Raw genomic sequence first — 17,300 nt, 5'->3', positions numbered from 1 at the left:
TTTCTTTCTTGTTTGTGCATCATATCCCCCCTTCTTGGACAAGGAAATCTTTCCCATCCACGTCATTCTGATAAGAAGATTTTTTTGAGTACGTGGAAATAAAGAATAACACAATCTAATGAATGCATATTATGTTATGTAGAACAGTCAGTTATTTGGTGTATTCTCTTATTTTAGTGAGACTTCTGCACGATAAGTTTGTTGAACTAATGAACTTGTAGAACAGCTTAAGACTTCTTCTGTGTCGCTCCCTGTTTCACATAAATGAATACGTCGAAAAGGCTTATTGCCTCGCGAAGCATTGAATTTACGAAGGCGAGGGCTTCTTAGACATTCTGGAGAACAACATCCATAATGTTGGGAAATACAATCCTTACAACATAAAAAAAGCAAATTACAATCAGTATTTGCACAATTATAATAAGAATCAGACGAAATAGAACAATAAGAGCAAGAAGCTATTGACGCAACGTTAGGGTTTTGTTCATCAATAGGAATTGCTAAACGATCATCAAAAACAAATAATTTTCCTAACCATTTTCCTGTCCCTACGTGTTGACCGTAGGCAATCACACCCCCATCCAGCTGATATACCTCTTTAAAACCCTTTTCTAATACGAGAGGGGAATACAACTCACAGCGAATTCCTCCTGTGCAGTACATCATAATGGGAGTAGTTTCAGGGTCATATTCTTGAACTAAACGTTCAGCATAAAGAGGAAATTCTCGAAAAGTTTTAATATTTGGGAGAAGAGCATTTTCAAAATGCCCGATTTTCCACTCATAGTTATTTCTCACGTCTAAAACTAAGCATTGGTTTTGTTGTAATTTTGCATGCCATTCTTGAGGAGAAATATGCTTAGCTTGTAAAGAAAGATCAACATTACATCCCAACGTTGCAAGTTCTTTGCGATATTTCACTGTAATTCTGGGAAAAATGTTTTCTTTAATGTGATGTATTTTAAATTTTATTCCGAGAAAACAAGGACGTTGCTTAAGCCAATCCATGTAATACTCTGCATCGAGATAATAACCGCTAAGTTGACCATTAATTCCTTGCTCGGAAATATAGATGCGACAAGCTACATCTAAATTTTGTAGAAATTTTTTATGCAAAGCAATTTCTTCATGAGGATTCTCTACAGGAGTGATGGAGTAGTAAGCAAGAGCATAGTAACTTTTTTTCATAAAAAGATCCTAACTTATTTCGGAAATAATTTCATTGTAGAAAATTGCTGTGAGGACTAAAATGTTCATTGGTATTTTGTCAAGTTAGATGAGTATGCATTTATTTTGCGCCACCTCTTCTGTAAGGAACTATGCCAAGAGTATCTGCATTCCCAATTAAACGAGCAAAGGGATTGACGAGCATTTACAATGACTATACATAAGGATTGAAATACATGGCTCGATATTGCGGCCCTAAAAACAGAGTGGCAAGGCGTTTTGGCGCAAATATTTTTGGCAGAAGCCGAAATCCTTTGTTGAAAAAGCCCCACCCCCCCGGTCAGCACGGTATGCAAAGAAAGAAAAAGTCTGATTATGGCCTCCAGCTTGAAGAAAAGCAAAAGCTCAAAGCTTGCTATGGGATGATTTTAGAAAAGCAATTAGTGAAGGCATTTAAAGCAATTTCTAAAAAGCAAGGTAGCGTCACAAAAATGTTTCTAGAAAAGTTCGAATGTCGCCTTGACAATATGGTCTATCGTATGGGCTTTGCTAAGACTATTTTTGCTGCACAGCAACTTGTTTCTCATGGGCATATATTAGTCAACGGACGACGAGTAGATAGGCGATCCTTTTTCCTGCGTCCTGGGATGCAAATTTCTTTAAAAGAAAAATCTAAAAAACTTCAGTCAGTAAAAGAAGCTTTAGAAAATAAAGATGAAAGCTCTTTGCCTTCCTACGTTTCTTTAGATAAAGTGAACTATAAAGGGGAACTCTTGCTCTCTCCAGAGCAAGATCAAATAGAAGCTCAGCTTCCCCTACCCATCAATGTCTCTGTAGTTTGTGAGTTTCTCGCTCATAGAACATAAATCGATTCCATAGTAAAATGTGCTTAAAAACATTGTTTTTCTACAAGACGATGTTTTTAACTCCTCATTTTTGTAAACTGTAATAATGTTTGAATTTCCTTGATCCACAAATCAGGTCCTCCTGGTGTCTCTAAGTATTTAGGAATGTTCCTTGTTTGGTTATCTGTCATGAGAAATTTAAAACACTCCTGACCTATATAACCTTCTCCAATAGGTGCATGACGATCTTTCTTAGCACCCAAAGGAAACATAGAGTCATTCAAATGCAGAGCTCGTAAATAAGATAAACCAATATGCTGATCAAATTCTTTGAGAACTTGCTTCCAATTCGCAGCAGAAGTAATATCGTAACCTGCAGCAAAAATATGACAGGTATCCACACAGATACCTACAGGAATTTTATGTTTGAGACCTTGAATTAAATATCCAAGTTCTTCAAACGTGCTTCCTATAAGAGTTCCCTGACCCGCTGTAGTTTCTAATAAAACCACTAGAGGAGGAGCATCTTCAAACAAAGAAGCCGCAGTAGTAAAACTAGAAATGATTTTATCAAGACACGTTTCTTTAGAAGATGAAATTGCTGCCCCGGGATGAAAATTTACGAAAGATATTCCTAAAGTAATGCAAGCTTCTATTTCTTGATATAAGCCAATGCGACTTTTCTCTAAAATTGCAGGATCAGGAGCTCCAGGGTTGATTAGGTAACCGGCATGACTCATAATATAAGATAACCCTGTTTCTTTTAGCCCTGTTTGGAAAGCATCCACGGCTTCTTTTGTAAGAGGACGTCGTTGCCATTGCCTTTGGTTTGCTGTAAAAATTTGTACCGTAGAAGCTCCAATATTTTGACCTTCATAAAGAGCTCGATCAAGCCCACCAGCAGTTGATGTATGGGCACCGAGTAAGAGAACTTGAGGGTGAGGAAGAATTTTCATTCTAATGCTCCAAAAATCTCTGTATGATAATGGATAAGCTTAAGTTTTATGAGAGAAAAAGATTTTAATGAATAAAAAAGACTGTGAAGGTTCCGTAATCCGTTCAATTTTTAATATTTTGTCAGGGACCTCTTGTAGTCGCATTACAGGAGTATTTCGTGAAATCGCAATGGCAACTTATTTTGGTGCAGATCCCCTAGTAGCTGCATTCTGGTTGGGGTTTAGAACGATTTTTTTTTTGAGAAAAATTTTAGGAGGCCCTATTTTAGGACAAGCCTTCATTCCTCATTTTGAATTTCTACGTACCCAAGATGTAAATCGTGCGGCTTTTTTCTTCCGGCGTTTCTCTCGATTTATGAATAACTCCGCCATGATATTTACCTTGCTTATTGAGCTAGGGTTAGCAATCACTTTCCCTTATGTTCAGGAAAAAAATAGTGATATCATCTTGCTGACTATGATCCTTCTTCCTTGTGGTATTTTCTTAGTAATGTACACGGTAAATGGCGCTTTACTTCATTGCGAAAACAAATTTTTTAGCGTCGGATTAGCTCCCGCTATTGTTAATGTTATTTGGATTCTTTTTGTTATTATTGCTCGTAACGCTGATCCCCGGGAGCGTATTGTAGGATTAGCTATTGTTTTGGTGGGAGGATTTTGTTTTGAATGGCTTTTTACTGTCCCTAGTGTTAAGAAATTTCTTGCGCACGCAGAAACTACAGTGCCTAAAGAACAAGATAGTATAAAAGCACTGCTCGCACCCCTGTCTTTAGGGATTCTTTCTTCAGGAGTCTTCCAGCTTAATCTGATTACGGATATTTGTTTAGCGCGCTATGTTGATGAAATTGGCCCCTTATACTTGATGTATTCTATAAAGATCCATCAACTTCCCATTCATTTGTTTGGCTTCGGCATATTTGCAGTTCTTCTTCCTGCTATTTCACGTTGTGTGCAGCATGAAGATCATGAACGTGGCTTACAACTTATGAAGTTTGTCCTCAATCTTACGATTTCCGTTATGGTGATTATGACAGTAGGTTTGCTCCTCCTTGCTTTACCAGGAGCGCGGCTTCTTTACGAACACGGTCTATTTCCAACTAGCGCCGTACATGCTATTGTACGCGTCTTAAGAGGCTATAGTGCTAGTATCATTCCCATGGCCTTGGCCCCTCTAGTCTCTGTACTTTTCTACGCTCAACGTCATTACACCACACCTTTATTTATTGGTATCGGCACTGCAGTAGCAAATATTTTCCTTAGTTTAATTTTGGGATGTTGGATTTTGAAAGATGTGTCTGGCATTTCCTATGCCACATCAATAACGGCTTGGATACAACTCTATGTTCTTTGGTATTACTCAAGAAAAAGATTAGCTCTATATTCTACATTGCTTTGGAAAAGCTTTAAGCGCTCAGGAAAAGTAATGCTAACCACTGTATTGGCATGCATGGTCACCCTAGGGTTAAACATTGTTACGCAAACGACATGTGTGATTTTTCTTCAGCCTCTTACCACTCCTCTATGGCCTTTGACGTCTATATCCGCTCAGGCCACAGCTTTTTTCTCAGAAAGTGTCATTTTCTTGGCTTTTTTGTTTGGTTTTGCAAAACTGCTTCGTGTAGAAGATCTTATTAACTTAACCTCCTTTCAGTATTGGAAAGGACAACGTAGCTTTTTGCAAAGTCAGTATTTAATGCAAGATAGTCAAAATTAATTCGATACGGTTTATCTTCTGAAAGCTTTAACGTTGCCCTATAGTTCTGAGTCCGATTGAACGTTTTCTATCTCTGATCTTCTGTTCCTATACACTGAATATTGATGCTAAGGACACTATGAAAAAACAGATATATCTATGGTTCGTGAGTGCAATTCTCTTAATGCAAACAACTTCAAGCTATGGTGAGCTTCTTGATGTAGAACAAACAGCGAAACAGTCCTCATTTACAACTCTAGGTGAAGTGAAAGAATACTTGAGTAAACGTGGGTTTGTAGAAACTCGAAAGCGAGACGGAGTTTTAAAATTAGCAGGAGATGTAAGAGCACGGTGGATTTATTCTCGAGAAGATATAAGAGATCCTACAGCAGAAACAAAATATGTTCCCTTGCCAGTAAATCGTTATCGCAGTGAGTTCCATCTATATGTAGATTACCATGCGGAAAGAAACTGGATGACTTCAAAAATGAATTGGACAGCAGTTGCAGGAGGAGAGGCCACGGCAGCAGGCCTCGATATTGACAGGGCGTTTCTGGGATATAGATTGTATAAAGATCCTGAAACAAAAACAGATTGCTTCATTGAAATAGGGCGTTCGGGATTGGGAGATCTTTTTGAATCTGAAGTGCAATTTCATAGCAATTTCGACGGTATCCATTTGTATTTCAGTCGCTATATTCATGAGAAGTTTCCTTATCAGATGATAATACACGGAGGCCCTTTCGTTGTGAATATGACGAAAAAACATTATGCTTGGGCTGTAGAAAGTATTGTTAACCGTCTTCCTAAGCAGTTTTTTGTTAAAATGAGTGTTGTTGATTGGAACTCCTTCATGTCAAATGAATCTGAATTAACAACAAAAGATGCCATAAATAAGATGAAATACAAATATTGTGTATGGCAATGGTTAGTTGGAAAATATAGCCAAATTCCCTGGCTTGATGGCGGGAAAAAAACGTTATATCTTTACGGTGCTGTTTTAATGAACTCCTTAGCTAAAGCAACAAAAACTACTCTAAATGACAAGCAGAATCTTGCCTGGTTTATTGGAGGAACCTTGGGAACTTTGAGAAAAGCCAAGGATTGGTCAGCAACCTTGCGTTACGAATATGTTGAAGCTTTAGCAGTGCCAGAAATCGATATTTCCGGGATTGGTCGTGGAAATCCTTTAAAATTTTGGTTTGCACAAGCTATAGCAGCAAATTATGATCCTAAAGAGGCTAATGGGTTTACGAATTATAAGGGAATGTCAGGGCTATTCATGTATAGCTTCACGGATTCTCTATCTTTCAGAGCTTACGGTGCTTACTCTTGTCCTGCAGATAATAGGTTGGGGAGTGATTTCACTTATAGGAAGTTTGATTTAGGTCTGATTTCTGCTTTCTAACTTTAGTTTTAATATAATCTTTAAAAAACGCGCATATTACTAATAATATGCGTTTTTTTTGTTTTGTTTTATAATAAAACTAAAGATTTTAATTATTTTTGTAAGTTTTATGGTTAATCCTGTTAATCCCAATCCTATAGATGAAACAAGGAAAGCTCCTCCTGGGGATCTCTCTGCTCGAGGTATGCAAGCAAGTGCTGCAAGTCGTAGTGAAGAAGCACAAAAAATTTCTGAAGGAGCAGAAGCTTCTAAAGTACCGTCAGTGGGTCGTTGGAATTTCCTTGGTGCCGCACGAAATGCTTTGATGAATCTTCTAGATAAAATCACGAAAACTACGCCTACATCTCCCTCAAAACCAACGGCACCAACTTTTAATGATTATAAAACACAAGCAAAATCGGCACATGAGACCTTTATGACATCGACATCTTTCAATGAAGTGAAGGCAGCTCTTATTAGCTTACAAGCTGCTGTAGCAAAAATGAAGAGTTCAGCAAGTACTGAGGAAGAAAAAGCTGCTGTTGCAAAATGGGAAAGTACTCTCACGCAGGTTAAACAGGTAAATACAAAACTTCAGGAGATCACAAAGCTTTCTGAAAATACGCAAGCTCTTCTTCCTACTTTAGGGACGTTGTCTTCTCCAGATCTCTTACAAGCAGCCGTATTACAAGCGCAAAAAAATACAAGTGCTGCAATGGAAAAGCTTCAGGCTATGAAGAAAGATCCTAGTTTAACTCCATTGCCTGCAATAGCAGACGCTATGACTAAACAAGTGGAGACAGATTCCAATGCAGTTGTTTCTGGAGCCCAGGTCGTCCAAGATGCTTATGATGCAGGACAAGGTGCTCTTGGTACCGTACAGCAAGCTGAGGTCGTCAATACCCCAAATAACGTACAGCTTGCTAAGGATACAATTCAAAAAGCTGAGAAGGTTATTACTACTGCTTTATCGAAATACCCCGATTCTCCTATCGTACGTCAAGCTCAGAAGTTATTAGAGGAAGCTAAAGCTAGAATAAAGGAAGTTAAACCTTCAGATGGTTCCGAAGTTCCATCTACAGGTCCTGCTGGTTCTACTACAGTGGGAAGCTCGCAACAGCGCGGATCTTCTATAACAGAGACCCGTATTTCTATGCTTCTCTCGGATGCTGAAAGTGAGGTAGCCTCTATTCTCATGCAAGGCTTTAGGCGGATGATAGAGCAATTCCGTACGCAAAACCCTGACTTTAAAGCTACAGTACAAGAATTAGCAAGTCAGGTTGGTGATGTTGCTGGGCAGCAGGATACTCCTATGGCTAAGGCTTTAACACAGGCGCAACAGGCTTTGCAGGCGACTTTAGCAGGAACCACAGGAGATCAACAAGAGCTTACAAACGTTTTAGGTGCTATAGCTATCGCAGCTGCTACAAGTGCAGGGGCTTCAACTTCTGTAGCAGGAACAATAGGATCGGCTGTAAAACAGCTTTACTCAGCTACATTCTCATCAAAAACTAATTACAATAAAACATTTACCACAGGGTATCAAGCGTATCAAGCCGTAAACAAAGTGTATGCTGAAGCAAACGAATCTACACAAAATGTAATCAGCCGTACAGCTATACCATCTCTATCCACATCTGTTCCTCAAACTCAAAGAAAAGAAGGTCGCGGACGTGAAAATTTAAATCAGCGTATGGCAAGAGATATCGTAGGAAGTAGCCGTACTTTCGGAGATGTTTATGCAAATACCTTAGTGCTACAAACTGTTTTAGAGATCATCCAAGGTAATCCCGGAGCTAACGAAGAAGAAATCAAGCAAAAATTAACAGCGACAGTTACAAAAGCTCCACAATTTGGCTATCCTCATGTCCAACTGTCAAATGCTGCGATTACAAACTATGTAACTAAATTGGAAAGTATGTTTACCGAAGGTTCTCGTACTCTTGCGGAAACTAAACGACTGAGTTTTGAAGAACGACCTTTGTTTATCCAACAAGTATTAGTGAACATCGGTTCTCTCTTCGCAGGATATCTCCTACAGTAAAGAACCCAAATTCAGCTTACGATAATGAAATTCCTTTGATGGTTTTTATAGCTAAAACAATTATTCAAAAACAAAGATAAAATGCCGCGGATATCTTTTTATGCTGTCCGCTATACAACAGTTCTTCTGTTGTCGGAATACTATCCTAGGTTATATTCAAATAAGAAAAAACCCTCTGAGAAACATAAAAAATAGAAACTGTAATCAGATTCCATAATCAAAACATTTTAAATGACTTTGAGCTTTATTTGAAAATTAATTAGAGTAAATATCACCCGCGAGTCTAGAGAGAATTTGGTTCAGCACTTGCATAGATGTTGAAACTAGAGTCCATTCCTGTTGGATGTTGGTCATCTGATTTTGTAGAGTTAGCTGTTGAGTTTGGCTTTGTGTTGTGTAATTTTGTTGGTCAGACTGTACTTGTGTAAATAAAGGGCCTAAACCGCCTGTAGGTGTGATATTGGGAAACCCGTTGGATATGAAGCCTTCTAAAGCAGCTAATGAAGGAATCCAATCTGTAAATGCAGTGATTTTAAATTTTTGCTTATCGTATTTTTTGTCTTTAGTTAGAGGTGTCATTTTGAGCTTCACGAACAAAGAATCTAGAACTGTCAGTTGATTAAAAGTAATTGTTAAAGAATACTGATAAAAAGATGTAGCATTGAGCATAGCTTGCTTTTGTGCTGTAGTCACACCAGGCAGATGTTTAATTTTCTCAAGCAAAGTATTGATTAATTCTGCGGCACGTTTACATCGTTCAGTATCTCGAGCAATGTATTCACGCTCTCTTGCTAACCCCAACAGGGCTTCATAATAATCTCCAGCGAAAAGATCCTCTCCTTCTTTACTCTGTACCAGATAGGAAGAGAAGTTATAGTACACTGAGGTTACAGCAAATTCATTTGTGATTTTTAAAAGATCATTGAGGGCATTGGCTGCAATATTATTAAAATTAATTTCTTCAATTAGAGGTGTTAAAAACTCCGCTTGTTTAGGAAGTTGGGAGTTTAAAATCATATAGATTAACGAGGAGCCAAGACTTTCGGCTTTTAACCAACTTTCCACAGCAGTTTTACGTTGTTCTGTAAATGAAGCAGAACCAGGATTCAAGTTGGTATGCTGCGTATCTAAAGCAGCAATTTGTGTCTGGAGTGTCAATACATGTGCTCCTGCTACAGCATTAAATTGTGATAAAATATTTCTGGATTTTTCTTCAAACTTTGATTCAATAGTTCCTTTAACCAGGTTAACGTCCATAAAATGATCAAGATCGGGCAGGTAGACGTTTCCTTGCTTCATGTAGTAGGAAGGAAACGAGGTTTCTTGAGTGAGGTGTTGCATTTTACTGCCGACATCTGTAAAGAAGCGGCGGTCTTTGGCAAGGGCAATTCCTCTAGCTTTAACTCGGTCGCTGAGGAGAGTGGTGTTGGTTACGGCAGTACTTAAACTATACTCCGCTAACTCTTGATACGCATTCATTTTTGCAATCCAACCATAGACAAAATCTCCGTCAGAAATGACTCGTAATTTTAAAAATTGCTCCACAAAATTGTCGAAAATGGTTTTTTCAGGAGTAGCGAGTTTTTCATACATAAACGATAAGCATAACAGCGCTGCAAACATTTCCATAGAAGCTGTTAAAGCATAAGAACTAAACTTACCTGAAATTGCGGTTTTTAACTTAAAAGCTTGATCTACCCAACTAGTAAAACAGGCTTGTGCCTGCTGAAACATAGAAAGTTGCTCTTCTATGATTTTTTTATTGTTCTGAATAGTTTGACGAACACTATTTAAATTGGAGATTGTTTTTTGATAAATAGACGTGATCTTTTCTCGATATCTAGCTACTTGTTGAGAAGTCAAGTAACGATCAAAGGTTGACTTGTTAGGAAGGGCAGTCGCTGTATAAATGGTTTTTAATTCTGCCTCTGAAAAAGTTGTTTTTGAAAGATAAGGAGTAAGCGCTTGTATTATTTGAATGATTTCTGCATCTCCTCCGAGAGCGGGCACTGTATCCATCGCTGTTTGGAGTCCTTCGAAAATTGCCCGAAGTGTAATCATCCCATTAACTATATTTGCGTTGTCGGGAGTCAGATCAGGAACCGCTGCGGCAATGCTTAAAAGTGCTTGGTTCATAGCTTTAATAGGAACTCCAATTTCTGCGCGATAAGCTAAGAGAGGTTTTTCAATGTAATTTTTTATAAAATCGTTAGCAAAGGAATTGGCATAAGTAGCCAGTAACTTATCAATTTCATCTTGAGAAGTGCCTGCAGCTTCTAAGGCTTCTCTTAATTTGTCTTGTTCTTTTTTAATTTCCTCAGCTTTTTCTTTTTTCACATGAATCACAAGTTCTTCTGGAGAGGGAACAACTGCACTGGCCATGACTGTTTTTTTTTGCGTATTGGATAATGAGGTGAGACCTAAGAGAGGTTTTATCACGATTTGCGCGGTAGTTATTGATCCTAGGGTCGCTAAGTTAATTTCAGTTACTTTATCTATGAGTTGTGTTAATCCCTTATTGATTAGAAGGACTGTGGCTAAGGCTGTGTTTTCTTGAATAGCCTCTACCGTTGTTCCTAAACTCTGTGTACTTCGGGCAGGAAGGCTTGAAGTAGCGTTTAAGATCTCTTTCTTTAATTCTGTTGTTGGGAATATTGTGTTATTAGCATTTAAAAAACTCGAAGGAGAAGCATTGAGTGATTGTAAGGCAGAGGTTAAATGTCTTAACGCATAAATTCCTGAATTTAATTCTTCTATATTAATCGCAGGTACGGCTTTAGGATTAAACTTAGAAAACTTGTGATCAAGCTTGATTACGTGAGTACTTACTCCGGAAATAGTTCTTGATTTGCTATAGATAGAAAATAACGACATAGAAAAATATCTTAGAGTTTTTCTTTTATTTTCTTATTTAATGTATTTTTTTGAAATTATTTTTATGTTAATGTTAATTAAAAATAATATTCCAATCTAAATTAAAACGTTGTCATGATCTATAATAATTCTATTTCAGCATGTTATAAAAAACCTCTAGTAATCATTCCTGAACAACTTTCAATACAAAAGCCAACACAATTATTAGAACAAATCTTTCATTATGAAAAGACTACAACTGAACGGTACATGATTCAGCAACTCCTTGATATTTTAGAGCAAAAAACCAACGAACAAGCGCGTCTTGTAAAAGAGAAACTCGAAAAGTATCAAATAGAACGCGGAACAATAACAAAATCAATACCGATGGTAGCTCAGCATGAAAAGCCTCTGTCGTCATCTCTTTCTCCAATTGCAGTGTCAGCAACAACATCAGCAACTCCGGGGGGAGCAGCAACCTCTTCTACCTATTATAATTCTACAAAACAGAACTGGGCTAAGAATCTCATTACCGAAATTAAAAAGGTAATGGACACGATCATAACCCAAGTGAACAGTCTCAATCCCACGAATAAAAGTGTATTTCTGCAACTTCAAACAGAACTCAATCAACTCGTAACTGCGGACACCAATCTAACAGATGAAAATTTTGTCTTTTTGTATAGCTTCCCCAGTCAAATCTCTACAGCAATACAAAGAGCAAATACATTTACTGGTAAAGAAAAAACAGAATTCACAAATCAATTGGCAGAAAAATACGGGACCGAAGGGGCTTTAGTTCAAATATTTGCAGATAGTCGTGTTGAAGGTTTTCAAGATATCTTAGATGCAGTGCAAGCTAAACTTACAGAAGAACAGTTTCAAATGTTCTTAAAACTAAAAACAGAACTGCAATCTTTAGCAGATCAGACATCTGAGTTTAATACAAATGAACTTCAGCATATAGGGGATGTAGGAGAAACATTTGCTCAATTAATTCGTAAATCTGAACTACCTAGGAATGACAAACTTAATTTTTGTGCAGATCTATCCAACTTATATAAAGATCAGGTAGCTGCTCTAGGCTCTTTCGATACAGTACTGAAAGCGGGTATATATGTGAATCAGCACCAAGCGGATATGTTTTCGGAATTATCGAATTTTGTTACCTCGTTGATGGGTGTGTTCGCCCCTATCGATTTGAGCTCAGCAATTGGTGAGATTAGTAGTGCTGCAGTTGCTGGAGCTTTACAAACTCTTCGTGGAATCAATGCGCGTTTTTCTGAATTCACTGTACAACAACAAAAACTTATCAATGACGCAGTTACCTTACTGAAGGGTTTTAATGGAGAAAAATATTGTGCTGCTGTTTGGACATATTTTATAGCCAGTACCGTTTTAGCTAATAATCCTTCAGCAACGATGACGGATGTCACTACTGCAATTCGAGCTGAAATTCGAGAGCTGGAAAACTCAAAGTTTGGGTTAGCAGCCACTATGAAATCTGCAATGGAAAATATAATCTCCTCCAATGGCACTTTTACTGTTGGAAAGGAAACTTATACAATTTATTCACAGAAGGATTCAAAAGTACAAATCAACCAAGTATTATTAAATGCGGGTTCTGTAGGATTTTTACCTCAAGTGAGTAAAGTAGCTCGCGAACAAGCAGATAATACAGCAAGGGCGTACTTTAGATTTAAAGCTCTTGCTACTGTGGAATCAGAAACCCTTGAGAGCAGCATTGCAACCCTACAGACAAAGTTAAAGCAGTTCACTAATATGAAAAACACACTATTTGTTCAGCAGCTGATTGCACAAGCAAGTGAAGTGCGTGCTATGACTTTGCCCTCTGCAGTCGCTTCTGTATTGATAGATCGCTATATGCCTAAGGAAGTCGACTATTTAAATCAGATTTATGGTCAATTATATTATAGTAACTTGGGTTCTTCCGTAGGGAATGCTATCATTGCGGCTATTGCTTATTATGTAAATGGAGCCACATATTTTAATTTCGCAAGTTATGTCGGTCAACAACCTGCTGTAGGTGTCGGCGGTACGAATGCTTTTCCAGGCTCCCAAGAAAGTGCTCAAGCAAAGCTTAATAGAGAACGCGAGCAAATCACCGTGTATTTGCAAGCAACTCAGAAGGCTCTCGTAGTGCTTGAAGAGCAAAAACAAAAAGTGCTTGCTGATGACAGAATCACGAGTGAACAACGAACACATATTCTCGATGCTTTAAGAAATTATAAAGACAATGTAAATTCTATATCTGGATCTTTAGTATTGTTACAAAACTATCTCAAGCCTCTTAGTATAACAAAAGGTTCCGTGGCTGGAACTTTTATAGTGAATGGAGGTCAAGAGCAATGGCAAGGTCGACTACAAATCCTAGAAGATGCTTTGGTTTCAGGATTGGTGGGCGCTGCAGTCAATGGGGGGATGTTCCCTTTGCAGGCTACTGTGCAGTCTGATCAACAATCTTTTGCAGATATGGGACAAAACTTCCAACTAGAACTACAAATGCATCTGACTTCTATGCAACAAGAATGGACCGTGGTCGCTACCTCTTTACAAGTTTTGAATCAAATGTATTTGAGTCTGGCAAGAAGTTTAACAGGATAGCCTTAGATCTACTCAATAAAAGTTTTTCTTTATAAAAAAGAAACTGGCACAGTTTTTGCTCCTTTTCTTTATGAAAAGTATTTGCGGAGGACTTTATGCAGCCAGGATCTGACATGCAGCAGCAATTAGCACGATTAGAGTTTATGAATGATCAGCTCTCTAGAGAGTTAGAACATGTGAATGACTTGCTTCGTACTCTAGGATTTCCAGAAGGTCTGACAACTATTAAAGCTATAGCAGAAGAAGTGTTGTCAGAAGATGAGTTTTTAGAGTAGATCCTGATGGAGATCTATAATCTGGCGTGATATTTTATAAGAGATTGTTCTACGAACACTGATCTTTATGGCAAAGCCTATACAGAAACCAAATATTCCTAATATCACTAAGGCTACAGCAAGAGGGTTACGGCTGAAAACTATTGCTTACCTGTTATCCTTAAAGGAAGGAAGGCGTCTTGCCTATCATTTGCTAAAACGGCCTCGTTCTATTGCCCGGTTAGTGAGGGCTCTGCTCATGCCAAAACATGCGCATCAATCGGGAAATTTATTTTTTTATAATTGTCTTAGTATCGAGGATATCATTGTAGAATTGCATCGTCCTAACAGAATTCTCATTCTAGGATTTTCTTATTGTGAAAAGCCTAAGCACTGCCCTGTAGGAAGATTTAACAGCAACTGTTGCTACGACCCTCTAAATACTGTATGCACTTCATGTTCTATAGGTTGGGTACGTAAGTATAATGTCTTTAAGTATAGAATAGTGATTATTCCTACCTTTATAGATATTGCTAAGCATTTCTTTGATCTAGAGAAACTCTATCCCTCTCATCAGATCCTTTTTGTTATTACTGCTTGTGAACTTTCTTTAAAAATGTTTGGAGATTATGCCTCTATAATGCAGTTGAAAGGCATGGGGATACGCCTCACAGGAAGAATTTGTAATACTTTCCAAGCTTTTAAATTAGCAGAACATGGCGTAAAACCAGGAGTTCCTTTTCTTGAAGAAGATGGTGTTAAAGCTTTGATGAAGATTATTACTCTCACGCCTAGAGACAGTAAGAACACGATCAATAAGAAAAAGAATCTCCTAGATAATGTTGTTTTACCATGGGATTGCTGATCATTTGTGAAGAAGAGCCTTCGAAGAATATCTTTCCATCAATAATTAAGTAACATCTGTCTGCTATGGAGAGTAATTCTTTAGCATTATGATCGGTAATTAAAATGCCAATACCGCGGCTAGCCAGGGTTTTAATTAGATATTGTACATTTTGAATTACCAGAGGATCTACATTAGCAAAGGGCTCATCAAGGAGTAAGACACTAGGGTTTAGAGCGAGAACACAAGCAATTTCTAATCGACGTCGTTCTCCTCCTGACAGTGTTCCTGCTTTTTTATTTAAACAAGAGCCGAGTTGCAAATCATCAATTAACGTGTTTAATAGATGGGACTGTTGCTTACGAGCTTTATAAATAATTTCTAAAATACAGACAAGGTTGTCTTTAACAGAAAGATCTTTAAATGCTGTAGGCTCTTGAGCAAGATAGCCAATACCTAAGCGTGCTCGATAGTCCATGGTTTTTTTAGTAACATCAACATTTTTAAATAAAATCTTCCCTGAGTCCGGCCGGATTAACCCAACAGTAAGATAAAATGCTGTTGTTTTCCCAGCTCCGTTAGGACCGAGTAGACCTACAATTTCGCCAGGATTTACTTGAAAGGAAATGTGATTGGTGACAGGCTTTTTGTTGTACTTTTTCACAAGATTATGAACAGAAAGTATGGGCATACATTTATCCCCTAAGAAGAGATAAGGATAGCATTTTCATACCTCCAGAGGCATTGGTGTCCTCTAACGATGCAGGGTCGGAAGAATCCAGACAGAAACGACAATCATAAATATTTAATGAGCAATCTTGGTAGTTCAATAAGCCTGAATTGCCTTGAAATTTCATGAACTTTTCAGCATCTCGAGTCTGAATAGCTCCTGAAATTTTCGAAAGATATTCTTTGCAGGAATAGTTTGGGTAGGGGAGATAGAGTTCTATATAAGATTTATCTACATGACAATTAAAAAACTGATGCTCTGGAGAACAAATTTTCTTCTGAATTCCTAATTTTTTTATCTTTAGAAACGGGGGGGCTTCCTCAAAATGTTTATTCATGCAGGAAACATCGCATATCTGATCTACTTTAATGATTGCGATTAAAGTCCCGCAAGCTAAGAGCAGAATCCCCAGAGAATAGAGAAGACCATGAAATAGGAATTTGGTCATGCGGGGACCATCCTCAAGGAGTTGATACAGGTGAATAGTTGATCCCAACCCGGGAGAAGATTCTCTAACTCACTTAGAGATAACATGGAAGCAGCATCGCTTTTTGCTATCTTTGGAGTGGGATGGGCTTCTACAAAAAGGCCATGAGCTCCTGCAGCAAGTGCAGCTCGACTTAAAGTGGGGATAAATTCTGTTTGACCTCCACTTTTTGTTGTGAGAGCTCCAGGAAGTTGCACAGAGTGTGTGGCATCAAAAATTACAGGAAATCCCGTACGTTCCAGCACTGCTATAGAACGCATATCTGAGATAAGATTATTATACCCAAAGGAATAACCTCTCTCTGTGAGTAGGATTTTATCATTTCCTGTGGAGAGAACCTTATCGATAGGACCTTGCATATCCCAAGGGGATAGGAATTGACCTTTTTTTAAATTTATAATTGCCCCTGTCTCACCTGCAGCAACAAGAAGGTCGGTTTGACGGCAGAGAAAGGCAGGGATCTGTAGTATATCGCAAACTTCAGCTGCTGCATATGCTTCGTTAGGTGTATGGATATCTGTAAGAACTTGTACGTGTAGCATTTCTTTAATCTTAGCAAGAATGCGTAATCCTTTTTCTAGGCCTGGACCTCGATACGATGCTAACGAAGAACGATTTGCTTTATCATAACTACTTTTGAAAATCCATGAGATGCGGCTTTCATAAGGTGCAAGTAGTTGTTGCAATTTTTCCGCAGTTTTTAGTGCAATCGCTTCGCTTTCAATTACGCAAGGACCAGTGATGAGGATCATTTTATTTTCGAACATGATTTTCTCTATTAGTAGGTATAGGAAGTCAATATAAGCGTTTGTTTGAAACAAGTCTAATTTTTTAGCATCTACTGGGTAGTGTGCTAGTAGGAACAAAGTTCATTCAATGAATAAAGAACCTTTGCGTCGCAATTGACTTTTTTCTAAGGAGATTTATACTAGATGGAAAAGTTTTTTCTTAGCACTTTTGTGCTGAAAACCCCAGTTGAGATTATAAAAATTCTCTTTAGACCTGGACCGATAGCTCAGAGGATAGAGCATTCGCCTTCTAAGCGAATGGTCGCAGGTTCGAATCCTGCTCGGTCCGAAAATCGCGGTGTCTTTTTCCCTAGTCTCCTAGCTGAAAATACAATAGTTTAAAATAGCGAAAAATCTATAATTTATTTGTCTTCCATGATTTCCAAGCTTACCCGAACATTATTTCTGCTCGCAACAGAAACTAATAACGTGCGGATGGCTTTAATTGTACGTCCTTCTTTACCAATGATTTTTCCAATATCAGGTTTCGCAGCACTCAATTCATAGATAATGGTATGTGTACCTTGAACTTCTTTAATGTGGACTTCTTCAGGACGATCAACAAGATTTTTGATAATATATTCTAAAAATTCTTTCATAAGGGGATCCTATAAGTAATTCGCATTG

Annotated in this window: 14 protein-coding genes and 1 tRNA gene; 8 read left to right on the top strand and 7 right to left on the bottom strand. The window is 38.0% G+C overall.

The features are described from left to right. Positions 1-168: 168 nt before the first annotated feature. On the bottom strand, positions 169-1,188 hold the full coding sequence (gene trhO, locus Cs308_RS01715) for an oxygen-dependent tRNA uridine(34) hydroxylase TrhO (RefSeq protein ID WP_066481858.1): 1,020 nt from the start codon (positions 1,186-1,188) through the stop codon (positions 169-171). Positions 1,189-1,403: 215 nt separating this feature from the next. Between trhO and rpsD the strand changes: the two genes are divergently transcribed. Continuing rightward, the gene (gene rpsD / locus Cs308_RS01710) at positions 1,404-2,033 is read left to right on the top strand and encodes a 30S ribosomal protein S4 (protein ID WP_066481856.1); all 630 of its coding nucleotides are present in this window, start codon (positions 1,404-1,406) and stop codon (positions 2,031-2,033) included. A 56-nt stretch (positions 2,034-2,089) separates the two neighbouring features. Here the strand turns inward: rpsD and Cs308_RS01705 are convergent, their stop codons facing one another. Continuing rightward, positions 2,090-2,968, bottom strand: a complete 879-nt coding sequence (locus Cs308_RS01705) for a deoxyribonuclease IV (protein ID WP_066481848.1) — start codon at positions 2,966-2,968, stop codon at positions 2,090-2,092. A gap of 67 nt (positions 2,969-3,035) precedes the next feature. Between Cs308_RS01705 and Cs308_RS01700 the strand changes: the two genes are divergently transcribed. The 3 genes from Cs308_RS01700 (at position 3,036) to Cs308_RS01690 (ending at position 8,092) form a co-directional block, all read left to right on the top strand. Continuing rightward, entirely contained in the window at positions 3,036-4,682 is a 1,647-nt protein-coding gene (locus Cs308_RS01700; RefSeq protein WP_066481846.1) for a lipid II flippase MurJ, read from the top strand. A gap of 118 nt (positions 4,683-4,800) precedes the next feature. After that, a complete protein-coding gene (locus Cs308_RS01695; protein ID WP_066481843.1) occupies positions 4,801-6,069 on the top strand; it encodes a hypothetical protein in 1,269 nt (422 codons plus the stop codon). Positions 6,070-6,178: 109 nt separating this feature from the next. Then, positions 6,179-8,092, top strand: coding sequence for a hypothetical protein (locus tag Cs308_RS01690; RefSeq protein ID WP_066481841.1), 1,914 nt, complete (start codon positions 6,179-6,181; stop codon positions 8,090-8,092). Positions 8,093-8,347: 255 nt separating this feature from the next. Here Cs308_RS01690 and Cs308_RS01685 read toward each other — a convergent pair whose 3' ends face one another. Then, complete coding sequence (locus Cs308_RS01685) at positions 8,348-10,966, bottom strand: CT620/CT621 family type III secretion system effector (RefSeq protein WP_066481840.1); 2,619 nt, start codon at positions 10,964-10,966, stop codon at positions 8,348-8,350. Between the two features lie 114 nt (positions 10,967-11,080). On the opposite strand from Cs308_RS01685, the gene Cs308_RS01680 reads away from it, so the two are divergent. From Cs308_RS01680 to Cs308_RS01670, 3 genes are all read left to right on the top strand, one after another. After that, the gene (locus Cs308_RS01680; protein WP_066481838.1) at positions 11,081-13,570 is read left to right on the top strand and encodes a CT620/CT621 family type III secretion system effector; all 2,490 of its coding nucleotides are present in this window, start codon (positions 11,081-11,083) and stop codon (positions 13,568-13,570) included. 95 nt (positions 13,571-13,665) lie between these two features. Next, a complete protein-coding gene (locus Cs308_RS01675) occupies positions 13,666-13,845 on the top strand; it encodes a hypothetical protein (RefSeq protein WP_066481836.1) in 180 nt (59 codons plus the stop codon). A gap of 67 nt (positions 13,846-13,912) precedes the next feature. Next, positions 13,913-14,689 (top strand): hypothetical protein, encoded by a 777-nt coding sequence (locus Cs308_RS01670; protein WP_066481833.1) that lies wholly within the window; start codon positions 13,913-13,915, stop codon positions 14,687-14,689. On the opposite strand, the gene lptB is transcribed toward Cs308_RS01670, so the two are convergent. From lptB to kdsA, 3 genes are read right to left on the bottom strand one after another with little or no spacing between them, the layout of a single operon-like run. After that, entirely contained in the window at positions 14,637-15,359 is a 723-nt protein-coding gene (gene lptB / locus Cs308_RS01665) for an LPS export ABC transporter ATP-binding protein (RefSeq protein ID WP_066481830.1), read from the bottom strand. The two genes, Cs308_RS01670 and lptB, sit on opposite strands and share 53 nt — an antisense overlap. 4 nt (positions 15,360-15,363) lie before the next feature. Then, a complete protein-coding gene (locus tag Cs308_RS01660; RefSeq protein WP_066481822.1) occupies positions 15,364-15,846 on the bottom strand; it encodes a DUF1137 domain-containing protein in 483 nt (160 codons plus the stop codon). Next, a complete protein-coding gene (gene kdsA, locus Cs308_RS01655) occupies positions 15,843-16,652 on the bottom strand; it encodes a 3-deoxy-8-phosphooctulonate synthase (protein ID WP_066481820.1) in 810 nt (269 codons plus the stop codon). Before kdsA ends, Cs308_RS01660 begins: the two co-directional genes overlap by 4 nt. 237 nt (positions 16,653-16,889) lie before the next feature. Between kdsA and Cs308_RS01650 the strand changes: the two genes are divergently transcribed. Beyond that, positions 16,890-16,962 (top strand) — tRNA-Arg (locus Cs308_RS01650). A 73-nt stretch (positions 16,963-17,035) separates the two neighbouring features. Here the strand turns inward: Cs308_RS01650 and Cs308_RS01645 are convergent. Further along, entirely contained in the window at positions 17,036-17,272 is a 237-nt protein-coding gene (locus Cs308_RS01645; protein WP_066481818.1) for a KH domain-containing protein, read from the bottom strand. Positions 17,273-17,300 lie beyond the last annotated feature (28 nt).

The sequence above is a fragment of the Candidatus Chlamydia sanziniae genome, assembly GCF_001653975.1.
GTDB lineage: Bacteria > Chlamydiota > Chlamydiia > Chlamydiales > Chlamydiaceae > Chlamydia > Chlamydia sanziniae.
Note: the sequence above shows the minus strand (reverse complement) of the source record. Positions and strands in the feature narration are given on the sequence as shown.

Coding starts and splice junctions, on each gene's coding strand:
- trhO (WP_066481858.1), bottom strand. CDS start 1,188: ATGAAAAAAAGTTACTATGCTCTTGCTTACTACTCCATCACTCCTGTA.
- rpsD (WP_066481856.1), top strand. CDS start 1,404: ATGGCTCGATATTGCGGCCCTAAAAACAGAGTGGCAAGGCGTTTTGGC.
- Cs308_RS01705 (WP_066481848.1), bottom strand. CDS start 2,968: ATGAAAATTCTTCCTCACCCTCAAGTTCTCTTACTCGGTGCCCATACA.
- Cs308_RS01700 (WP_066481846.1), top strand. CDS start 3,036: ATGAATAAAAAAGACTGTGAAGGTTCCGTAATCCGTTCAATTTTTAAT.
- Cs308_RS01695 (WP_066481843.1), top strand. CDS start 4,801: ATGAAAAAACAGATATATCTATGGTTCGTGAGTGCAATTCTCTTAATG.
- Cs308_RS01690 (WP_066481841.1), top strand. CDS start 6,179: ATGGTTAATCCTGTTAATCCCAATCCTATAGATGAAACAAGGAAAGCT.
- Cs308_RS01685 (WP_066481840.1), bottom strand. CDS start 10,966: ATGTCGTTATTTTCTATCTATAGCAAATCAAGAACTATTTCCGGAGTA.
- Cs308_RS01680 (WP_066481838.1), top strand. CDS start 11,081: ATGATCTATAATAATTCTATTTCAGCATGTTATAAAAAACCTCTAGTA.
- Cs308_RS01675 (WP_066481836.1), top strand. CDS start 13,666: ATGCAGCCAGGATCTGACATGCAGCAGCAATTAGCACGATTAGAGTTT.
- Cs308_RS01670 (WP_066481833.1), top strand. CDS start 13,913: ATGGCAAAGCCTATACAGAAACCAAATATTCCTAATATCACTAAGGCT.
- lptB (WP_066481830.1), bottom strand. CDS start 15,359: ATGCCCATACTTTCTGTTCATAATCTTGTGAAAAAGTACAACAAAAAG.
- Cs308_RS01660 (WP_066481822.1), bottom strand. CDS start 15,846: ATGACCAAATTCCTATTTCATGGTCTTCTCTATTCTCTGGGGATTCTG.
- kdsA (WP_066481820.1), bottom strand. CDS start 16,652: ATGTTCGAAAATAAAATGATCCTCATCACTGGTCCTTGCGTAATTGAA.
- Cs308_RS01645 (WP_066481818.1), bottom strand. CDS start 17,272: ATGAAAGAATTTTTAGAATATATTATCAAAAATCTTGTTGATCGTCCT.